This is a genomic window from Actinomadura madurae, assembly GCF_047130825.1.
Lineage (GTDB): Bacteria > Actinomycetota > Actinomycetes > Streptosporangiales > Streptosporangiaceae > Spirillospora > Spirillospora madurae.
The window spans coordinates 1,891,918-1,908,829 of the sequence record NZ_CP083237.1; the positions used below are offsets into that span (position 1 = coordinate 1,891,918).

The 16,912-nt window shown below is 73.1% G+C and carries 16 protein-coding genes; 4 read left to right on the top strand and 12 right to left on the bottom strand.

Annotated features, from left to right (window positions below; translation table 11 throughout):
- Window positions 1-73: 73 nt before the first annotated feature.
- From K8Z49_RS08860 to K8Z49_RS08905, 10 genes are read right to left on the bottom strand one after another with little or no spacing between them, the layout of a single operon-like run.
- On the bottom strand, window positions 74-475 hold the full coding sequence (locus K8Z49_RS08860; RefSeq protein WP_412518064.1) for a Zn-ribbon domain-containing OB-fold protein: 402 nt from the start codon (window positions 473-475) through the stop codon (window positions 74-76).
- 33 nt (window positions 476-508) lie between these two features.
- The gene (locus K8Z49_RS08865) at window positions 509-1,681 is read right to left on the bottom strand and encodes a thiolase family protein (RefSeq protein WP_075021900.1); all 1,173 of its coding nucleotides are present in this window, start codon (window positions 1,679-1,681) and stop codon (window positions 509-511) included.
- Window positions 1,678-2,142 (bottom strand): MaoC/PaaZ C-terminal domain-containing protein, encoded by a 465-nt coding sequence (locus tag K8Z49_RS08870; RefSeq protein ID WP_021592087.1) that lies wholly within the window; start codon window positions 2,140-2,142, stop codon window positions 1,678-1,680. The genes K8Z49_RS08865 and K8Z49_RS08870 overlap by 4 nt, the downstream gene beginning before the upstream one ends.
- Window positions 2,139-2,741 (bottom strand): FAS1-like dehydratase domain-containing protein, encoded by a 603-nt coding sequence (locus tag K8Z49_RS08875; RefSeq protein WP_021592088.1) that lies wholly within the window; start codon window positions 2,739-2,741, stop codon window positions 2,139-2,141. Before K8Z49_RS08875 ends, K8Z49_RS08870 begins: the two co-directional genes overlap by 4 nt.
- Window positions 2,738-5,221: a CaiB/BaiF CoA transferase family protein gene (locus K8Z49_RS08880; RefSeq protein ID WP_412518067.1), complete on the bottom strand. Its 2,484-nt coding sequence runs from the start codon at window positions 5,219-5,221 to the stop codon at window positions 2,738-2,740. Before K8Z49_RS08880 ends, K8Z49_RS08875 begins: the two co-directional genes overlap by 4 nt.
- Complete coding sequence (locus K8Z49_RS08885; protein ID WP_075021904.1) at window positions 5,214-5,429, bottom strand: ferredoxin; 216 nt, start codon at window positions 5,427-5,429, stop codon at window positions 5,214-5,216. Before K8Z49_RS08885 ends, K8Z49_RS08880 begins: the two co-directional genes overlap by 8 nt.
- 3 nt (window positions 5,430-5,432) lie before the next feature.
- Window positions 5,433-6,632, bottom strand: a complete 1,200-nt coding sequence (locus tag K8Z49_RS08890) for a cytochrome P450 (protein WP_021592091.1) — start codon at window positions 6,630-6,632, stop codon at window positions 5,433-5,435.
- A 34-nt stretch (window positions 6,633-6,666) separates the two neighbouring features.
- Window positions 6,667-7,458: an SDR family NAD(P)-dependent oxidoreductase gene (locus tag K8Z49_RS08895; protein WP_021592092.1), complete on the bottom strand. Its 792-nt coding sequence runs from the start codon at window positions 7,456-7,458 to the stop codon at window positions 6,667-6,669.
- A 51-nt stretch (window positions 7,459-7,509) separates the two neighbouring features.
- The gene (locus K8Z49_RS08900; protein WP_075021905.1) at window positions 7,510-8,358 is read right to left on the bottom strand and encodes an SDR family oxidoreductase; all 849 of its coding nucleotides are present in this window, start codon (window positions 8,356-8,358) and stop codon (window positions 7,510-7,512) included.
- Between the two features lie 31 nt (window positions 8,359-8,389).
- On the bottom strand, window positions 8,390-9,850 hold the full coding sequence (locus K8Z49_RS08905) for an aldehyde dehydrogenase (RefSeq protein ID WP_412518070.1): 1,461 nt from the start codon (window positions 9,848-9,850) through the stop codon (window positions 8,390-8,392).
- Between the two features lie 86 nt (window positions 9,851-9,936).
- Between K8Z49_RS08905 and K8Z49_RS08910 the strand changes: the two genes are divergently transcribed.
- Together K8Z49_RS08910 and K8Z49_RS08915 are read left to right on the top strand one after the other, a co-directional pair.
- Window positions 9,937-11,178, top strand: coding sequence for an NAD(P)/FAD-dependent oxidoreductase (locus K8Z49_RS08910; protein WP_412518072.1), 1,242 nt, complete (start codon window positions 9,937-9,939; stop codon window positions 11,176-11,178).
- 17 nt (window positions 11,179-11,195) lie between these two features.
- Window positions 11,196-11,654 carry a nuclear transport factor 2 family protein gene (locus K8Z49_RS08915; RefSeq protein WP_412518074.1) on the top strand — a complete coding sequence of 153 codons (459 nt, stop codon included), beginning with the start codon at window positions 11,196-11,198 and terminating at the stop codon, window positions 11,652-11,654.
- 62 nt (window positions 11,655-11,716) lie between these two features.
- On the opposite strand, the gene K8Z49_RS08920 is transcribed toward K8Z49_RS08915, so the two are convergent.
- Window positions 11,717-12,724 (bottom strand): LLM class flavin-dependent oxidoreductase, encoded by a 1,008-nt coding sequence (locus tag K8Z49_RS08920; RefSeq protein WP_412518076.1) that lies wholly within the window; start codon window positions 12,722-12,724, stop codon window positions 11,717-11,719.
- A 269-nt stretch (window positions 12,725-12,993) separates the two neighbouring features.
- Between K8Z49_RS08920 and K8Z49_RS08925 the strand changes: the two genes are divergently transcribed.
- Together K8Z49_RS08925 and K8Z49_RS08930 are read left to right on the top strand one after the other, a co-directional pair.
- A complete protein-coding gene (locus K8Z49_RS08925) occupies window positions 12,994-14,634 on the top strand; it encodes a flavin-containing monooxygenase (protein WP_412518078.1) in 1,641 nt (546 codons plus the stop codon).
- A 61-nt stretch (window positions 14,635-14,695) separates the two neighbouring features.
- On the top strand, window positions 14,696-15,925 hold the full coding sequence (locus K8Z49_RS08930; protein WP_412518080.1) for a CaiB/BaiF CoA transferase family protein: 1,230 nt from the start codon (window positions 14,696-14,698) through the stop codon (window positions 15,923-15,925).
- Between the two features lie 181 nt (window positions 15,926-16,106).
- Here K8Z49_RS08930 and K8Z49_RS08935 read toward each other — a convergent pair whose 3' ends face one another.
- Window positions 16,107-16,910 carry an amidohydrolase family protein gene (locus K8Z49_RS08935; protein ID WP_412518082.1) on the bottom strand — a complete coding sequence of 268 codons (804 nt, stop codon included), beginning with the start codon at window positions 16,908-16,910 and terminating at the stop codon, window positions 16,107-16,109.
- Between the last annotated feature and the right edge of the window lie 2 nt (window positions 16,911-16,912).

Consider the following 16,912-nt stretch of genomic DNA (forward strand, 5'->3'; position numbering starts at 1 on the left):
CCGGTGGCAGGTTCGCGGGCAGGCCGAGGCACCCTTGCCGCCGCGGCGGCAAGGGTGCCATGCGCGGCCCCGCCTAGCCCGAGACGCGGCCGACGGGCATCGCCTCGCCGCCCTCGGGACGGACGAAGTCCACCCGGACGGCCATGCCGGCCGCCAGCCCCCGGCCCGCCGCGTCGACCAGACGCAGGGTCAGCCACGGCCCTTCGGCCGTCTCGACGATGCCGATGACCTGGTCCGGAGCGCGGCGTCCGTCCTCGCCTCGCCGCCCCGGCCTGACCGTCCAGCTCACCAGCTCGCCCACACCGGCGGCGGGGCGCCATTCAAGGTCGCGCGCCTGCGTGACCGCGCACACCAGGGCGGCCGGCTCGGACCATTCGCCGCTGCTCGGCGAGTAGCGGAGCATCAGCCGGCCCTCGGCCGCGCCGTCGAAGAACGGGGCCGAGTGCTCGTCCCGGACGATGGGGATCAACGTCATCCCTGCGCCTCCTCTCCTTGCGGACTCCACGGCCTACGCGGACTTCGGGTGCGGGCTCAGGACGAGCGTGGAGTGGAAGTCCAGGACGCCGCCGTTGCCGCTGACCATGATCAGGTCGTGTTTCGGGACCTGGCGTTCCCCGCCGTCCCCCCGGGCCTGGATGATCGCTTCGGACAGCGGCGTCATGCCCCACATGTAGTACGAGGACAGTTCCCCGCCGCCGGTGTTGGTGGGATGGCTTCCGCCGGGGGCGATCGCACCGCTGGCCACGAAATCGCCGCCCTCGCCCTTCGCGCAGAAGCCGTAATCCTCCAGCGTGACCAGCGTGGTGTAGGTGAAGCAGTCGTAGATCTCCCGGACGTCGATGTCCCCCACGCCGACGCCCGCCATCTTCAGTGCATCCGCCCCCGAGCGGGCGGCGCCCGTGACGAGGCCGAACTCGCTGCCGCGCCGGTTGGCGTAACCCGGGTGCGCCTGCCCCCAGCCCCACACGTGCACCGGCGGGCGGCGCAGTGCCGCGGCCCTGTCCGCGCTCGTCAGGATGACCGCTACGGCACCGTTGCTGACCAGGCAGCAGTCCAGCAACCGCAGGGGGTCGGCGATCATTCGCGAATCCTGGTGGTCGGCCAGAGTGATCGGGTCGCGCTTCTGTGCGCGCGGGTTCATCGCCGCCCACTGGCGCGCGGCGACCGCGACGGCGCCGAACTGCTCGCTGGTCGTGCCGAAGGCGTTCATGTGGCGGCGGGCCGCGACCGCGTACCGCTCCGGCGCCGCCTTGAGCCCCGCCGCGGCCGGCAGCGCGCCGACACCCCGCATCGCGCGCTGCCGGCCGGCGTATGAGGCACCTGCGCTCTTCCCCTCCTTCAGTGGAGCGTCGGCGTAAACGCAGGCCACGACGTCGGCCATGCCCGACGCGATCGCCATCGAGGCGTACTGCACCATCTGCCCGGCCGAGGACCCGAAACCCTGGATGGTCGCCAGGACGCGGGTGTCGCGCATCTGCAGGGCGGACTGGAGCCGGAGGTCGATGTCGTTGCCGACGCCGGGGTTGACCAGCAGCCCGTCGATGTCCGGCAGCGCGAGCCCCGCGTCCTCGGCGGCCCCCGCGATCGCCTCGATCGCGAAGTCGGCGGGCGTGCGCCCGTAGATCCGCCCGAACTCGGTCAGGCCGAGGCCGGCGATGACCGCCGTGCGATCCGCGCTCATCCGCCTCCCCCCTCGCGGCGCGGCAGGACGACCTCGACGACGCCCGGCCCGACCGTGACGCCGGTGGAGTTCTCGCAACGGATCGCGATCTCCACGACGCCGCGTCCGTCCTCGACCCGGGCGCCCTTGACCTCGGCGTGGACGTGCATGGTGTCGCCGACGACGTTGAACGACCGCATCCGGAAGCCGCGGATGGCCCGGATCGTCCCGGCCACGCCCATCCAGTCACGGACGCAGCGCTCCCAGGCCCCCAGCAGGAACTGGGTGTTGGCGTACATCTCAGGCGCACCGGTCTTCCGGGCGTACTCGCTGTTGTGGTGGATCGAGTTGAAGTCGCGGTTCGCGCCCGCTGCCATCACCAGCCGGTACACGGTCAGCGGGTACGCCACGCCGGGCAGCGCCTCCCCCACCGCGACGTCCTCGAACCGGCGCCCCTCCAGCGCCGGAACCGTCTCGGTCATGTCCCCTCCTCGCCCTCGCCGGCCGTGCCCTTGGGCACGTAGGCATAGGTGCCGATGCGGATCCGCGCGACGACCTCGCCCGGCTCGGTCACGATCTCGCTCTCCCACGTCAGGAACGCGCCCCGGCCGACCGCCGTCTCCTTCGGCGCGCACGACACGAGCCGCCGGCCGCGGCGGCCGATGCGCTCGCCCGCCACCACCGGACGCAGGAACTCCACCTCGATGTCCGTGCCGAAGAAGCCGGTCGTCCTGGGGCCGAGCGGCATGTCCTGGTTGTTGATGGCGCTGCGCACCGGCTGGGCGTCCCGGTCGTCGCCGTCGAACAGCGTCTCCCCCGGCCGCCACATCGGCGGCAGGGTCCACGACATCAGGCCGGTGTACGGCATCGTCACGTCGTCGAACCCGGCCCGCAGCGCCACGTCCCGATCGGTGTGCAGCGGGCAGTCGAACTCCAGCGGCTCCAGGTAGCGGCGAATCGCTCCGTGCTCCACCGGGTCGGCGCCCCACGTCGTCTCTCCGTCCGAGAAGTCCTGGCCGACGGCGTCGACCACCGGCCGCCAGTCCGCCTTCCAGCCGGTCCCGGTTGCCTCCGCGGTCACCGAAGCGCTCCTCCCTCTAGCAGTTCACGGACCCGCGCGCCGGGGTAGCCGAGCACGTCTCGCAGGACGGTCTCGTTGTCCTGGCCCAAGGTCGGGGCCGGACGCTTCACGACGCCGGGCGTCTCTGACAGCAGGTAACGCGGGCCCTCGACATGGGCCTCGCCGTGCAGCGGATGGTCGAGGGTCACGATGTGGCCGCGGTGCGCGAGCTGCGGGTCGGCGACGAAGTCCGCGCTCGACTGGGACAGATGCGCGGGGACGCCCGTCGCCTGCAGGATCCGCTCGACGTCGAGAGCGCGGTGTTCCGCCGTCCAGGCCGCGATGGCCGCGTCGATCTCCACCGCGCACGCCGCGCGGCCGGCGGCGGTGGCGAGGTCCGGCCGGCCGGCCAGATCGGCGCGGCCGATGGCCTCCGCCAGCCGCCGCCACTCCGCCTCCGTCCGGACGGCGACCGCCGCGAACCGTTCGCGGCCGCCCTCCGGCAGGCAGGCGTGGACGCCGTGCGGGGAGAGCAGCTCGTCGCGGTTGCCGGTCCGGCGCGCGATCGTGCCGTCGAAGCCGTAGTGCGCCACCTGGGGCGACAGGAAGAACACGCCCGCCTCGATCTGCGCGACGTCGATGTGCCGGCCCCGGCCCGTCCGGCGGCGGTCCTCGACCGCCGCGAGCAGGGCGACGAGCGCCAGCCGCGGCCCGACATAGTCGGTGTAGGGGCCGAACGGCCCCAAGGGGAGGCGGTCCTCCCAGCCGACCAGGCCCTGGAAGCCGCTGAGAGACGAACCGACGTTGCCGTACCCGGCGAGCCGCGCCCAAGGCCCGGTCTGGCCCGCGATGCTGGTGCTCAGCATGATCAGGGACGGGTTCTCCGCGGCGAGCGCCGGGTGGTCGAGGCCCCACTTCGCCATCTGGCCCGGGGAGAACGACTCGACGACCACGTCGGCCCACCGGGCGAGGTCGCGAACGACGGCGCGCCCTGCCTCACTCTTCAGATCGACCGTCAGGCCGAGCTTGCCGGCGTTGCAGTTGCCGTAGAGCGCCGAGTTCTCCGTGCCCTGGACGCCCCCGTAGAAGGGCTGCATGAGCCGCGCCGTCTCGACGCGCGTGCCGGACTCGGCCCGGACGACGAGCGCCCCGAAGTCGGCGAGCGCGCGTCCGATGAGCGGACCGGCCACGACCCAGGACAGGTCGAGGACCTTCAGCCCGTCCAGCGCGGACACCGGCCCGGAAGAGCGCGGGATGGCCTCGCGCGCCCGGACGGCCACGGGGTCTCCCCCGGCTGCCCACTCGGCGAGGATCTCCTCGGTGTGCTCGCCGATCCGGGGTGCGCGGCGCCGGACGCGCGGCCCGCCGGCGCCCGTGACCCGCGCCATCCGGCCGGGGATCGCGACCCGGCGGCCGTCGATGTCCACCTCGTCCCAGAAGCCGCGGGCGGCGAGCTGGTCGCAGGCCGCCACGTCCGCCATGTCGAAGATCGGCACGCACAGCAGGCGGTGCTCCATCGCCGCGTCGAGCACGTCGGCCTTGGTCCTGGTCCGCAGGAACGCCCGGACGGCGGCACGCGCGTCGTCCAGGTCGGCGGAGGTCAGGGCGCCCTCGGCGATGCGGTCGGGCACCGTCCGCCAATCCCAGGACGCGATGCGCTCGTCCACCGCGCCCTCGGACCTGAGCCAGCCGAACAGGTTGTTGGTGAACGCGCCGGCCGCCGGCCCCATCGACAGATGGAGCTCGACCATCCCGTCCTTGACGTGCCATTTCTTCATGGCGTTGGGGGTCGCCGCTCCGCTGCCGCTCTGGTCGGACCGCCCGGCGGGCTGCCGGTGCCACTCGGGGTTCCCGTCGCCCACCGCGGCGGCGAGCACGCGGGCGAGCGTCGCCACTCCCAGGCTCGCCTGAGCCGAGACGTCCACGATCTGCCCCGCGCCCGTGCGCGTCCGGGCGAGGACGGCGAGCAGCGTGCCCGCCGCCGCGTCGGCGCCGGCCTGCAGGTACGCTTGCGGTGCGCTGATCCGCAGCGGTGGGCGGTCGCCGTCGCGGTGCGGGTCGAGCGGGCCGCCCGCCGCCCACACGACCAGGTCGCAGTCGGCGTAGCCGGCCTTCGGGCCGGACGTCCCGAAGGCACTGATCACCGTGTAGACCAGCGACGGGTGCCCGGCCGTCAGCGTTTCCGGATCGAGCCCGCGCTCCCGCAGCCAGTCCACCGGGTAGGACGTGACGAACACGTCCGCGGCCGCCGCCAGCCCGCGGACCAGCGCCCGGCCGGATTCCACCTCCGGATCCGCCGTGAGGCCGCGCTTGCCCGCCGCGTAGGTCTCCCAGAACATCGAGGGGCGCCCGTCCCCGCCCGCCACCGGCGGCGCCGACCGCGCCGGTGATCCGCCGGGCGGCTCGACCTGAACCACGTCGGCCCCGAGGTCGGCGAGCAGCCGCCCGCACAGCAGGCCCCGCTCATCGGTCAGGTCGAGGACGCGCAGGTGCTCAAGCATCGGCGTCGACGGCGGCCCGGAGCGAGATCGCCCCCTCGGGACAGGCGTCCGCGGCGTCACGCGCCTCGTCCAGCATCCCGTCCGGCACCTCGAACGTCTGCCCGCGCTGCGCGACGAAGCCCTCCTCGTCGTCGGACAGCAGGCCGGCCGCCGCCGCGTAGCAGCGGCCGTGCCCCATGCACGCGCCCGCGTTGATCGACAGGAACATCGTTCACACCGTCCATTCGAGGGGGAGGTTCGGCATGGTCAGCTGGCCACCGCGCTCCGTCAGGCGCGCGCCCGGCGCGATCCGGTAGTCCGGGATGCGCGCGTGCCATTCGCGCAGCACCACCGCCAACTCCAGGCGGGCGAGGTGCATGCCGAGACAGCGGTGCGGGCCGGCGCCGAACGCCAGGTTCTGGTTGACGCCCCTGCGCCCGATGACGAACCTGTCGGGCTCGGGATACTTGCGGGGATCGCGGTTGGCGGAGGCGATCCCGAGCCAGACGACGTCGCCCTTCTCCAGGTCCAGCCCGTGGAACTCACCGGGTTCCCGCACCTCGCGGCCCGCCTGGAACACCAGCGGGTAGAGCCGGAGGAACTCCTCGACGGCCGCCGGGACCACCTCGGGCTCGGCGATGATCCGCTGCCGGTCCTCCTCGTGGCGCGCGAGGTGGGTGATGATGAAGCCGAGCGCGCTGCGGGTCGTGTCGAGGCCGGCGAGCATGAGCGTCATGCAGATCGTGAGGATGTCGTCCTGAGCGAGAGGTTCTCCATCGATGCGGGCCTCGACCAGCCGGGAGACCATGTCCAGCTTCGGGTCCCCGGGGGCGGCGCGACGCGCGTTCACCGCGTCGTCGAAGTACTCGAGTATCTTCCCCTTGGCGGCGGCCGCGGCGTCGGGGTCGCCGCCGAAGAAGCCGGCGAACAGCGTCTCCGACCAGGGCAGGAAGAACTCCCCGTCGCTCACCGGCAGGCCGAGCAGGGCCAGGAACAGGTCCGTCGGATACCGGATCGCGAACTCGGCGACGAAGTCGCAACCGCCCTTGGGCCTGACCTCCTCGATCAGTTCGACGCACCGCTCGTGCGCCAGTTCCTCCATCCGCCTGACGGCCGCCGGGGAGAAGAACGGGTTGAGGACGCGGCGCAGCTTGGCGTGCTCCTGCCCGTTCAGGTCCTGCGGAAGCAGCGCTATCCCGGCCTCCGGATTGAGTGCGCTGCGCGCGTGGGTCGTCCACGCGTCGTGCTTCTGGAAGCCTTCGAGCACGTCCTCATAGCGCTGCACCATCCAGAATCCGCGCGGACGCGTGTCGTTGTAATGGAAGCGGGCGGCCTCGCGTTCGGCGTCGAGGAGCGCGTAGTGCTCGTAGAGGGCGGAGTCGTCGCCGTACTCGGTGTGGCTGACGGGACAACCCCGCATCATTTCGGTCATCGCAGCAAACTCCCTCTCCACTCGGAGCACACGTTCATTCGGAGCGCACACCGCGCCAGGCGGTGGTGCCGCCGTCCACCGGGAGGATGGCGCCGGTCAGGAAGGAGGCGTCGTCGGAGGCGAGGAAGCACGCCACCTTCGCCACCTCGCCCGCCTTTCCGAAGCGCGGAATCAGATGCGTCCCGGTCATCGCCCTGAGCTGAGCCTCCGGATCCGCCGCGGCGGCGAGATGGGCACGGCTCATCGGCGTCTCGATGGACCCGGGGCAGAAGGCGTTGCACCGGACCCCGGGCGCCAGCTCGATGGCCGTCGACCGAGTGAGCTGGACGACGGCGCCCTTGCTCGACGGATAGGCCGCGGACGGATAGCCCGTCATCCCGGCGACCGACGCCGTGTTCACGATCGAGGGCCCGCGGCCGGACGCCAGCAGATGCGGAGCGGCGGCCTTCGTCGCCACCCAGACCGCCTTGACGTTGATCGCGTACACCCGATCCCAGGCGTCCTCGGGGAGCGTCAGGAACGTGGCGCCCGGGGCGACCGCCCCGTCCAGCACACCGGCGTTGTTGACCAGCGTGTCGAGCCCGCCGGCCGCCGAGGCGGCCGCCTCCACCATGCCCGGGATCCGCGCCGCGTCGGCGAGGTCGACCGCGATCGCCCGCGCCGCCGCGCCCTCCTCCCGGACGGCCGCGGCGGTCTCCTCGGCGGCGGCCGCGTCGATGTCGGCGACGCCGACGAACGCGGCGCCCTGCCGGGCGGCCTCCACGGCGATCTCCCGTCCCATGCCCGCGCCGGCACCGGTCACCAGCATCCGCTTGCCGATCAGCACGTCACGCTCCGTATCCCGTGGTGGTCCCGGGCCGTCCCGGGCTCGCGGCGCTCAATCCCGCCCCTCCGTCCGGCGGCCCGCTTCGAGCAGCCCGACCGGCTCCTCGTAGCGGCCGGTGGTGAACGGCGACGGGCCCCCCGCGCCGGTCATCCCCGCGTCGACCGGCAGGACGATCCCGGTGACGAACGACGCGTCGTCGCTCGCGAGGTAGAGCGCGCCGGCCGCGACGTCTTCCGGGTGCAGCGGCCGGTCCATGTAGGCGGTGCCGCTCAGCGCGGCCCCCGCCCCGCCGAGGTCGGCCGCGCCACCGGCCACCAGCTCGGCGGTCATCGGGGACACCACGGCGCCCGGCACGAGCACGTTGCACCGCACGCCGAAGCGGCGCAGTTCGGCGGCGACGGAGCGGGACAGCCCGATGATCCCGGCCTTGACCGCGCTGTAGACGTGCGGGCCCACCCCGCCGAGGACGCCGGCCGGGCTCGACGTCGAGATGATCACTCCGCTGCGCCGCGGCTTCATCACCCGCGCGGCGTGCTTCATCCCGCACAGCACGCCGCGCAGGTTGATCGCGATGGTGAGATCGGCGTCGGCGAGCCTCGTCCGGTCGATCGGGCCGAGCGCGCCCATCACGCCCGCGTTGTTGAACATGATGTCGAGCGCGCCGAACCGCTCGACGGCCGCGTCGACCAGCGCGGCCACGTCCTCCTCGCGCGTGACGTCGGCGCGCCGGAACAGCGCGCCGTCCCCGAGCTCCCCGGCGAGCGCCGCACCGGGCCCGTCCTGCAGGTCCGCGATGACCACGCGGGCGCCCTCGGCGTGGAAGCGGCGCGCCGTGCCCGCGCCGATCCCGCTCGCGCCGCCGGTGATGACCGCGACCCTCCCCGCCAGCCGTCCGGACATGCCCCTCCTCGTGCTCCCGATGCCCGGGCCGTCAGGCCCCGACGGCGATGGACTTGGTCTCCAGGTACGCGCGGAACCCCTCGGGACCCATCTCCCGGCCCACGCCGGACTCCTTGTAGCCTCCGAACGGGCTGCCGAACGCCTGCGGACGCCCGTTCAAGCTGACCATGCCGGTGCGGATCCGCCGGGCGATGGCGAGGGCCCGCCCGTCGTCGCGGCTCCAGACCGACCCGGAGAGCCCGTACCGGGAGTCGTTCGCGACGGCCACCGCCTCGTCGTCGCCGTCGTACTCGATGACCGCGATCACCGGGCCGAAGATCTCCTCCTGGGCGACCCGCATGGCGTTGCGGACGCCGGCGAGCAGCGTCGGCGGCACGAACCACCCGCCCGCGAGGTCGCCGGGGAGATCGAGCCGCTCCCCGCCGGCGACGACGCGGGCGCCTTCGGACCGCCCGGCCGCGATGTACCCGGCGACCCGGTCGCGCTGGCGCTCGCTCACCAGCGGGCCGATCGTCGTCTCGGGCTCCGCCGGGTCGCCGACCCGCAGGCCGCGCAGCGCCTCGGCGAGCGCGTCGACGATCTCGGCGCGGCGATGCCGCGGCACCAGCACCCGGGTCTGGGCGATGCACGCCTGGCCGTTGACCATGAGGGCCATCGGCAGCAGCGCGGGCACGACGGCGTCCATGTCGGCGTCGTCGCAGATGATCGCGGCGGACTTGCCGCCGAGTTCCAGGGTGACGCGCGCGATCCGATCCGCCGCCACCGCCATGATCTTCTTCCCGGCGGCGCTGCTGCCGGTGAAGGCGATCTTGTCCACGCCGGGGTGGGCGACCAGGTGCGCCCCGGCGTCGCGGTCCCCGGGGACGACGCTGAGCACCCCTTCGGGAAGCCCGGCCTCGGCGAACGCGTCGGCGAGCGCCTGGACCGTGAGCGGGGTTTCCGGAGGCGGCTTCAGGACGACGGAGCAGCCGGCGGCCAGCGCGGGCGCGACCTTCAGCGCCGGGGTGCTGAGCGGACCGTTCCAGGGCGTGATCGCGGCGACGACGCCGACCGGCTCCTGGGTGACGAGGCTGGTGTTGGCGCCGTCGGAGCGGCGCTCGTCGTAGCCGAACCGCTCCGCCAGGTCCGCGTAGTAGCGCAGGTGCCGGATCGGGTTGGGGACGTGCGCGCGCTCGCTGAACCAGATCGGGCAGCCCAGCTCGGCCGTGATGCTCCGGGCCAGTTCGGGAGCCCGCTTCTCCAGCAGGTCGGCGGCGGCCCGCAGGACTCCGGCGCGTCGCGCCGGCGCCTCACCGGCCCAGATCCCGGCGTCGAAGGAGGAGCGGGCCGCCGCGACCGCGCCGTCGATGTCGGCGGGCGAGGCCAGCGCCGCGCTGCCGACGTATGCTCCGGTCGCCGGGTTGCGCACCCGGACCGTGCGGCCGTCCCGCGGCGGGACACGGCGCCCCCCGACGAACAGTTCCGGGTATTCGCGCACCGGCACCGTCATCATCCGCACTCCGATCCTGCTCAGGCGCCACATCGCCGAACATATCTATGATAATGAAACATAGGGTATTCGCGGCGGAAGGGTCAAGGATGGGAAGCACCGGAACCGGGACGATCGTCATCGTCGGCGCGGGGCTGAGCGGGCTGCGCACGGCCGAGCGGCTCCGGCGGCTGGGGCATGACGGGCCGGTCACGCTCGTGGGCGACGAGCCGCACCCGCCCTACGACCGGCCGCCCCTGTCCAAGGGGCTGCTGACGCAGGCGGACGAGCCGGCCGCGGCGGTGCCCCTGCGTACCGCACCCTACGCCGATCTGGGCATTGACCTGCGGCTGGGCGTGCGCGCCACGGCGCTGGACACCTCCGGGAACCGGCTCGTGCTGGCCGGCGGCGAGGAGCTCCACTACGGGCGGCTCGTGATCGCGACCGGGCTCCGGCCGCGGGTGCTCGCGGCGCTCACCGCGGGACCGGCGGGCGTGCACACCCTGCGCTCCTTCGACGATCTGCTGTCGCTGCGCGCCGGGCTGCGCGGGGCCCGCCGCGTCACGGTGGCCGGCGCCGGCGTCCTCGGCTGCGAGATCGCGGCGGCGGCGCGGGCCCGGGGAGCCGAGGTCACGCTGGTGGAGGCGCTGGAGCAGCCCATGCTGGGGGCGCTCGGCGCCCGGGTCGGCGAGTTCGTGGCGGCGCTGCACCGGGCCCGGGGCGTCCGGGTGCTCTGCTCCACGCGGATCCGCGGTCTCGAAGGCCGGGACCGGGTGGAGCGGGTCGTGCTGGAGGACGGCTCCGTCCTGCCCACCGACCTGGTAGTGGCCGCGGTCGGCGCCGTCCCCGAGACCGGATGGCTGGAAGGATCGGGCCTGGAGCTCGGTGACGGCGTGGTGTGCGACGGCACCGGCCGGACCTCGGCCGAGAACGTCTGGGCGGTCGGAGACATCGCCCGGACGCCGCACCCGCACGGCGCCGGAACGGTCCGCCTGGAGCACTGGACGAACGCCGCGGACGGCGCGGCGCTGGTGGCCGCGAACCTGCTGGCCGCACCCGGCGAGGCCCGGGAGGCGACGGAGACGCCCTACTTCTGGAGCGACCAGTACGACCTGAAGATCCAGTGCCTCGGCCTCCCCCGTGCTGACGACGACCTCATGGTCACCGTCGGTGCACCGGACTCGCACCGGCTCCTCGGCCTGTACTCGCGCGAAGGCAGGGTGACCGGGGCCGTGGCGATGGGCATGCCGGCCGCCCTGGCCCGCTGCCGGGCCGCGGTCGCCTCCCGCACCGCGCTGAACGAACTGCTGGACGAGGCCCCGTGGGACCGCGGCCGGACCGGACGGCCCTGACGAACAGGAGAACGATCATGGAGAACGAACCGGACCTGAGCGGACTGCTGGGGCGGCTGCGGCGGCTGGAGGACATGGAGGCGGCGCGCAACCACCTCCACCGGTACGCCGCCACGCTCGACGCGCCCACGGCCGAGTCGATCGCGGCGCTGTTCACCGAGGACGGCGTGCTCCGGACGCGGCTGGGCGAGTTCACCGGGCGCGAGGCCATCGCCGGGTTCTACCGGGACCGGCTGGCCGCCGACCCGTCCGAGAAGCGCCACTTCATCGTCAGCCCCCGGACGACCTGGACGGGACCGGGGACCGTGGAGATCGCCTCGTACTTCCTCTTCACCGCTCGCGCCGGCACCTCGGTGCTCGGCTGGGGCACCTACCTCGACCGGCTACGGGTCCGGGGAGAGGCCGCGCTGTTCACCGACAAGACCATCGAGATCCACATGGGCACCGACCTCGCGAAGGGCTGGGCAGGACCGTGAGCGGGAACGCCGCCGCGGATCGCACCGACGCGGCAGACCGGCACGAGCGACGCCGCGAAGGCTCAGCGGAACGCCGGCAGGACCTCGTTCTTGAAGATCTCCAGGGTGCGGAGGACCTGCTCCTGGCCGAGGTCGTACCACTGCGCGCGCAGGATGACGTACGTCAGCCCGTCGGCCTCCAGGGCCTTGAGCGCGGCGATCGCCCCCTCAGGGTCGGTGAAGAGGTAGGACGCGTCGGCGACCTCTTCGGCCGCCTTCTCCGTCCGCAGGTGCCGGTAGGCATCGCCCTTCTGCGGGGCGTTGTACTCGGCGTACTTGCGGGTGAGGGCTCCGCGCGCCGAGATGCCGATAGCTCGTGCGCGCTCCCTGTCGCGATCGAGCACCAGCTCGCGGCGGACCACTAGATCGGAAGGGCCGCGGCCGAGCCGGTCCCGTTCGTCCCGGTAGTGACCGAGAACAGTGCGCAGTTCCTCGGGGCCGACGTGCGGTGGAACGATCCAGGCGTCCCCGAGCCGGGCGGCGCGCTGCGCACCGGTCCGGTGCGGGCCCGCACCGACCCAGATCGGCGGCCCGCCCGGCTGGACGGGCGGCAGGCTGATGCGCTCGCCGTCGATCCTGAAGTGCTCGCCGTCGAAGGTGGTCCGCTCACCGCTCCACAGACGCCGGATCAGCTCGACCGCCTCCACGTAGCGGCCGAGCCTGTCCTGCATGGACACGCCGAACGAGGCGAACTCGTTCTCGCGGTAGCCCATGCCGAATCCCGCGACCGCACGCCCGCCGGTCAGATGGTCGAGGGTGGAGAACTCCTCGGCCACCTCCACCGGATGGCGCAGCGGAAGGATGAACATGTTCGTGCCGAGGCGCATGCCGCCCGCGTCCGCCGCCAGCGCCGCCAGCAGCGGAACGGGCTGCAGCGTCGGCATGCCACCGAGGTAGTGCTGCAGGACCCAGATCGAGGAGATCCCCGACTCCCGGGCCGCCCGAACCTGCTCGCGCAGGAGCGCGACGCGGTCCGCAGGCACGACTCCCGGCGGAAAGTCGTTCATGACGGCCAGTCCGAACTTCAGCACCTCGGCACCTCCACGGGCCCGGCGCGCACCGGGCGTTCTCGGATATGGACCGCGGTCCCATGCGGTCGCGCGCGCGGGCGAGCACGAGCCGCCCGCACGAGCCGCCCACCACGAGCACGCCAACTATTGAGGCGTATCATGCGACTAGATTGCAGCGACGTCAAGCACGGGCCGACCACCTCCACCCTGGAGGGGCATCGCTTGACGGGCGGCGTCTCACGCCAATACATTCGGTTCATTATCAGAATTTAAGCGGGGAGCCGCCGACCGTGACCAGCCATACCGCATCACGCGCACGTCCCGGGCCACCACCCGCCGAGCTGGACGTCCTCGTCGTGGGCGCGGGCTTCGCCGGCCTCTACGCGCTGCACCGCCTGCGCGAGCTCGGCCACCGCGTCCACGCCGTCGAGGCGGCGGGCGGCGTGGGCGGCGTCTGGTACTGGAACCGCTACCCGGGGGCGCGCTGCGACATCGAGAGCGTCGACTACTGCTACTCCTTCTCTCCCGAGCTGATCCGGGAATGGGACTGGACGGAGCGCTACCCGTCCCAACCGGAGATCCTCCGCTACATCGACCACGTGGCCGACCGCTTCGGCCTCCGCGAGGCGATCACGTTCGACACCCGCGTCACCGCCCTGTCCTTCGACGAGGACGCGGACGCCTGGACCGCCGAGACCGAGCACGGTGACCGCGTGACCGCCCGCCACGTGATCATGGCGACGGGCCAGCTGTCGGTCGCCAAGCCGCCCGAGATCGCCGGGATCGCGGACTTCGCGGGCGAATGCCACCACACCGGCGACTGGCCGCACGGCGGGATCGACCTCGACGGCCGGCGGGTCGGCGTGATCGGCACCGGATCGTCCGGCGTGCAGGTGATCCCCCGGATCGCCGAGCGCGCCGGTCACCTCACCGTCTTCCAGCGCACCCCGCATTTCGTGGTGCCCGCGATGAACCGGCCGCTCGACCGGGAGTACGCCGCCGAGCTCAAGACCCGCTTCGAGGAGTACCGCGAACAGGCCCGCGACCACCCGGGCGGCACCCACCGCGTCCTGCGCCCGGACCTGGCGGTCGAGGCCGATCCCGGAGAGCTGCGGGAGAGGTTCGAGGAGTACTGGCGCCGCGGCGGCCCCGACATCCAGGCCGCCTACCGCGACCTCACCACCGACCTGGCCGCCAACGACAGAGCCGCCGAGTTCGTCCGTGCCAAGATCCGCGAACTGGTGCGCGACCCGGAGGTGGCGGAGCGGCTCACCCCGCGCGGCTACCCGTTCGGCAGCAAGCGCCTGGTGCTGGAGATCGGGTACTACGACGCGTTCAACCGGGACGACGTCCGCCTGGTCGACACCCGCACGGCGCCCATCGAGCGCATCGAGGCCGAGGGCGTCCGCACGGGCGGGGACCGGCCGGAGCTGCACCGGCTCGACGTGCTGGTCTTCGCGACGGGGTTCGACGCGCTGACCGGCGCCGTCCTGAGGATCGACATCACGGGACGGGGCGGGACCCCGCTCCGCGACAAGTGGGCGGCGGGTCCCCGCACCTACCTCGGGCTGTCCACGCACGGCTTCCCCAACCTGTTCTTCATGGCCGGGCCGGGCAGCCCCTCGGTGATCAGCAATGTGCTGGTCTCCATCGAGCAGCACGTCGAGTGGGTCACCGACCATCTGGAGTACCTGCGCAAGAACGGGCTCACACGTTCGGAGGCCGTCCTGGAGAAGGAGGACGCCTGGGTCGACCACGTCAACGAGGTCGCGAACGCCACCCTCTACCCCCTCGGCAACTCCTGGTACCTGGGCGCCAACGTCCCGGGGAAGCCGCGCGTGTTCATGCCCTACGTCGGCGGCGTCGGCCGCTACCGGCAGATCTGCGCCGACGTCGCGGCGCGCCAGTACGACGGCTTCGACACGCGCTGATCGCGCCGGCGCGAGAGCCGTGAGGTCCTGTGTCCATGAACGTCAACTGGAGGTTCGGCGCGTGAGCGACGAGTGTTCTCCCCCAGGCGCCGGCCCGCTCGCCGGCGTCCGCGTCATCGAACTGGGGTCGATGTACGCCGCCCCGACGGCGGGGCGCATGCTGCGCGACTTCGGCGCGGACGTGGTCAAGGTCGAGGACCCGGCCGCGGGCGACTTCGCCCGGCAATGGCAGCCCGCGCACGAGGGCCTCGCCATCGGCTTCTCGCGGCTGAACGCGGGAAAGCGGTCGGTGGGCATCGATCTGCGCCACCGGGAGGGGCGCGAGCTCGTCAGGCTGCTGGCGCGGGACGCCGACGTCCTCATCGAGAACTTCCGGCCCGGACGGCTGGAGGCGTGGGGCCTGGGATACAAGGAACTGTCCAGGGACAACTCCGGCCTGGTGATGACGCGCGTGAGCGGATTCGGCCAGACCGGCCCGTACCGGGAGCGTCCGGGCTTCGGCACCGTCGCCGAGACCGCGAGCGGGTACGCCTTCCTCAACGGATGGCCGCACACTCCCCCGACCGCGCCGCCGTTCGGGTTCGCCGACTCCATCGCCGGGATCTCCGCCGCCTTCGGGACCGCGATGGCGCTGTACCGGCGCGCCGTCCACGGGGACGGCGGAGAGATCGACGTCTCGCTGTACGAGCCGCTGATGTTCATCCTGGGCGACGCGGTGCTGAACTACACCGCGTCCGGGGAGGTCATGCAGCGGCACGGGAACGCGTCGGGCGCCGCCTCACCCCGCGGCATCTACGAGTCGGGCGACGGCGGCTGGCTGTCGATCGCCGCCTCGAACCAGACGATCGCCCTGCGGCTGTTCCGGGCCATGGGCCGTCCGGACCTGTGCACGGACGAGCGGTACGCCACGAACCGGGCCCGCATGGCCAACAACGAGACGCTGCAGAAGATCGTGGCGGACTGGGTGCGGTCCAGGCCGCGCGCCGAGATCCTCGCCGTCCTGGACGAGCACGAGGTCGTCGCCGCGCCGGTCAACGACGCGCGCGACATCGCCCGCGACCCGCATTTCCTGGAGCGCACGCTCGTCAGGCTGGCCGGGACCGTGTTCGGCAAGGCGATGATGCCCGGACCCGTCCTGCGCGTGAAGGACTACGCGGGCCCGGTGTACGACGGTGTGCCCGCCGTCGGCGAGCACACCGAGGACGTGCTGGCCGGAGAACTGGGGATGGCCGCGGACCGGCTCGCCGAGCTGGCCGGCGCCGGCGTGATCAGCGCACGGCGGGGAGCCTAGGCGAGACCTCCCGGCCGGCCGCGGGCACCGGATCCTTCGCAGCGCCGCCGCACACGCTGACGCCCGCGCAGGCGCGGGAACGTGTCCGCCAGGGCGATGCGCTGTGCCGGCACCCGGCCCCGGACACCGGCTGCACCCTCGTCCTCCCGTGCTCCCCGCGGAGCCCGGGAGGACGGCGCGCTCACCGGGTCCAGGGCGACTCGATGCGAAGGAGCCGGGCCATCGTCCCGCCGAGGACGGACTTGGTCTCGTCGTCGGTCAGGCCGAGCGCCTCGATGGCGGCGATCTCCTCCCCCGGGTCGGTCATCGGCCAGTCCGAGCCGAACACGATCCGCTCGGCCCCGTGGTTCCGGATGAGGCGGCGAACACGTTCCGGACGCAGCAGCCGCAGGCTCGGCGGCCAGGACGTCTCCAGCACGACGTCCGTGCCGCGCAGCGTCTCCTCCGCCTCGTCCAGTACCCGGTAGCCGCCGAAATGGCAGGCCACCAGCCGCAACGCCGGGAAGGTCCGCGCGATGCCGGCGATCATCCCGGGATTGGACAGCGCGTTCGTCCGGGCGTCACCGCCCGCTCCGACGTGGGTGATGACGGCGATCTCGTCGCCGAACGCGTCGAAGATCTCCCACAGCCGGCGGTCGTCCAGCGCGAAGTTCTGGAACAGCGGGTGGACCTTGACCGCCGTGACGCCGTGGCGCCGCAGGCTCGCCAGGTTGTCCGCGACGGGCAGGCCGACGTGGACGGTGCCGAAGCCGATCCGCCGTTCGGTGGCGAGCCCGGCGACGAAGGCGTTGACCCGGTCGACGTGCCTGGCCTCGTTCGCGATGCCGAGGCAGCAGCTGACGGCGACCCCGGCCCGGTCCATCGTGGCGGTGAGGCCGCCGACGGTGCCGTCGCCGCGCGCGGTGAGGCCGGGCACCCTGTTGCCGCCGAGCGCCGCGGCGGCGATCCTGTCGGGCCAGACATGGCTGTGCGCATCAATGATCACGG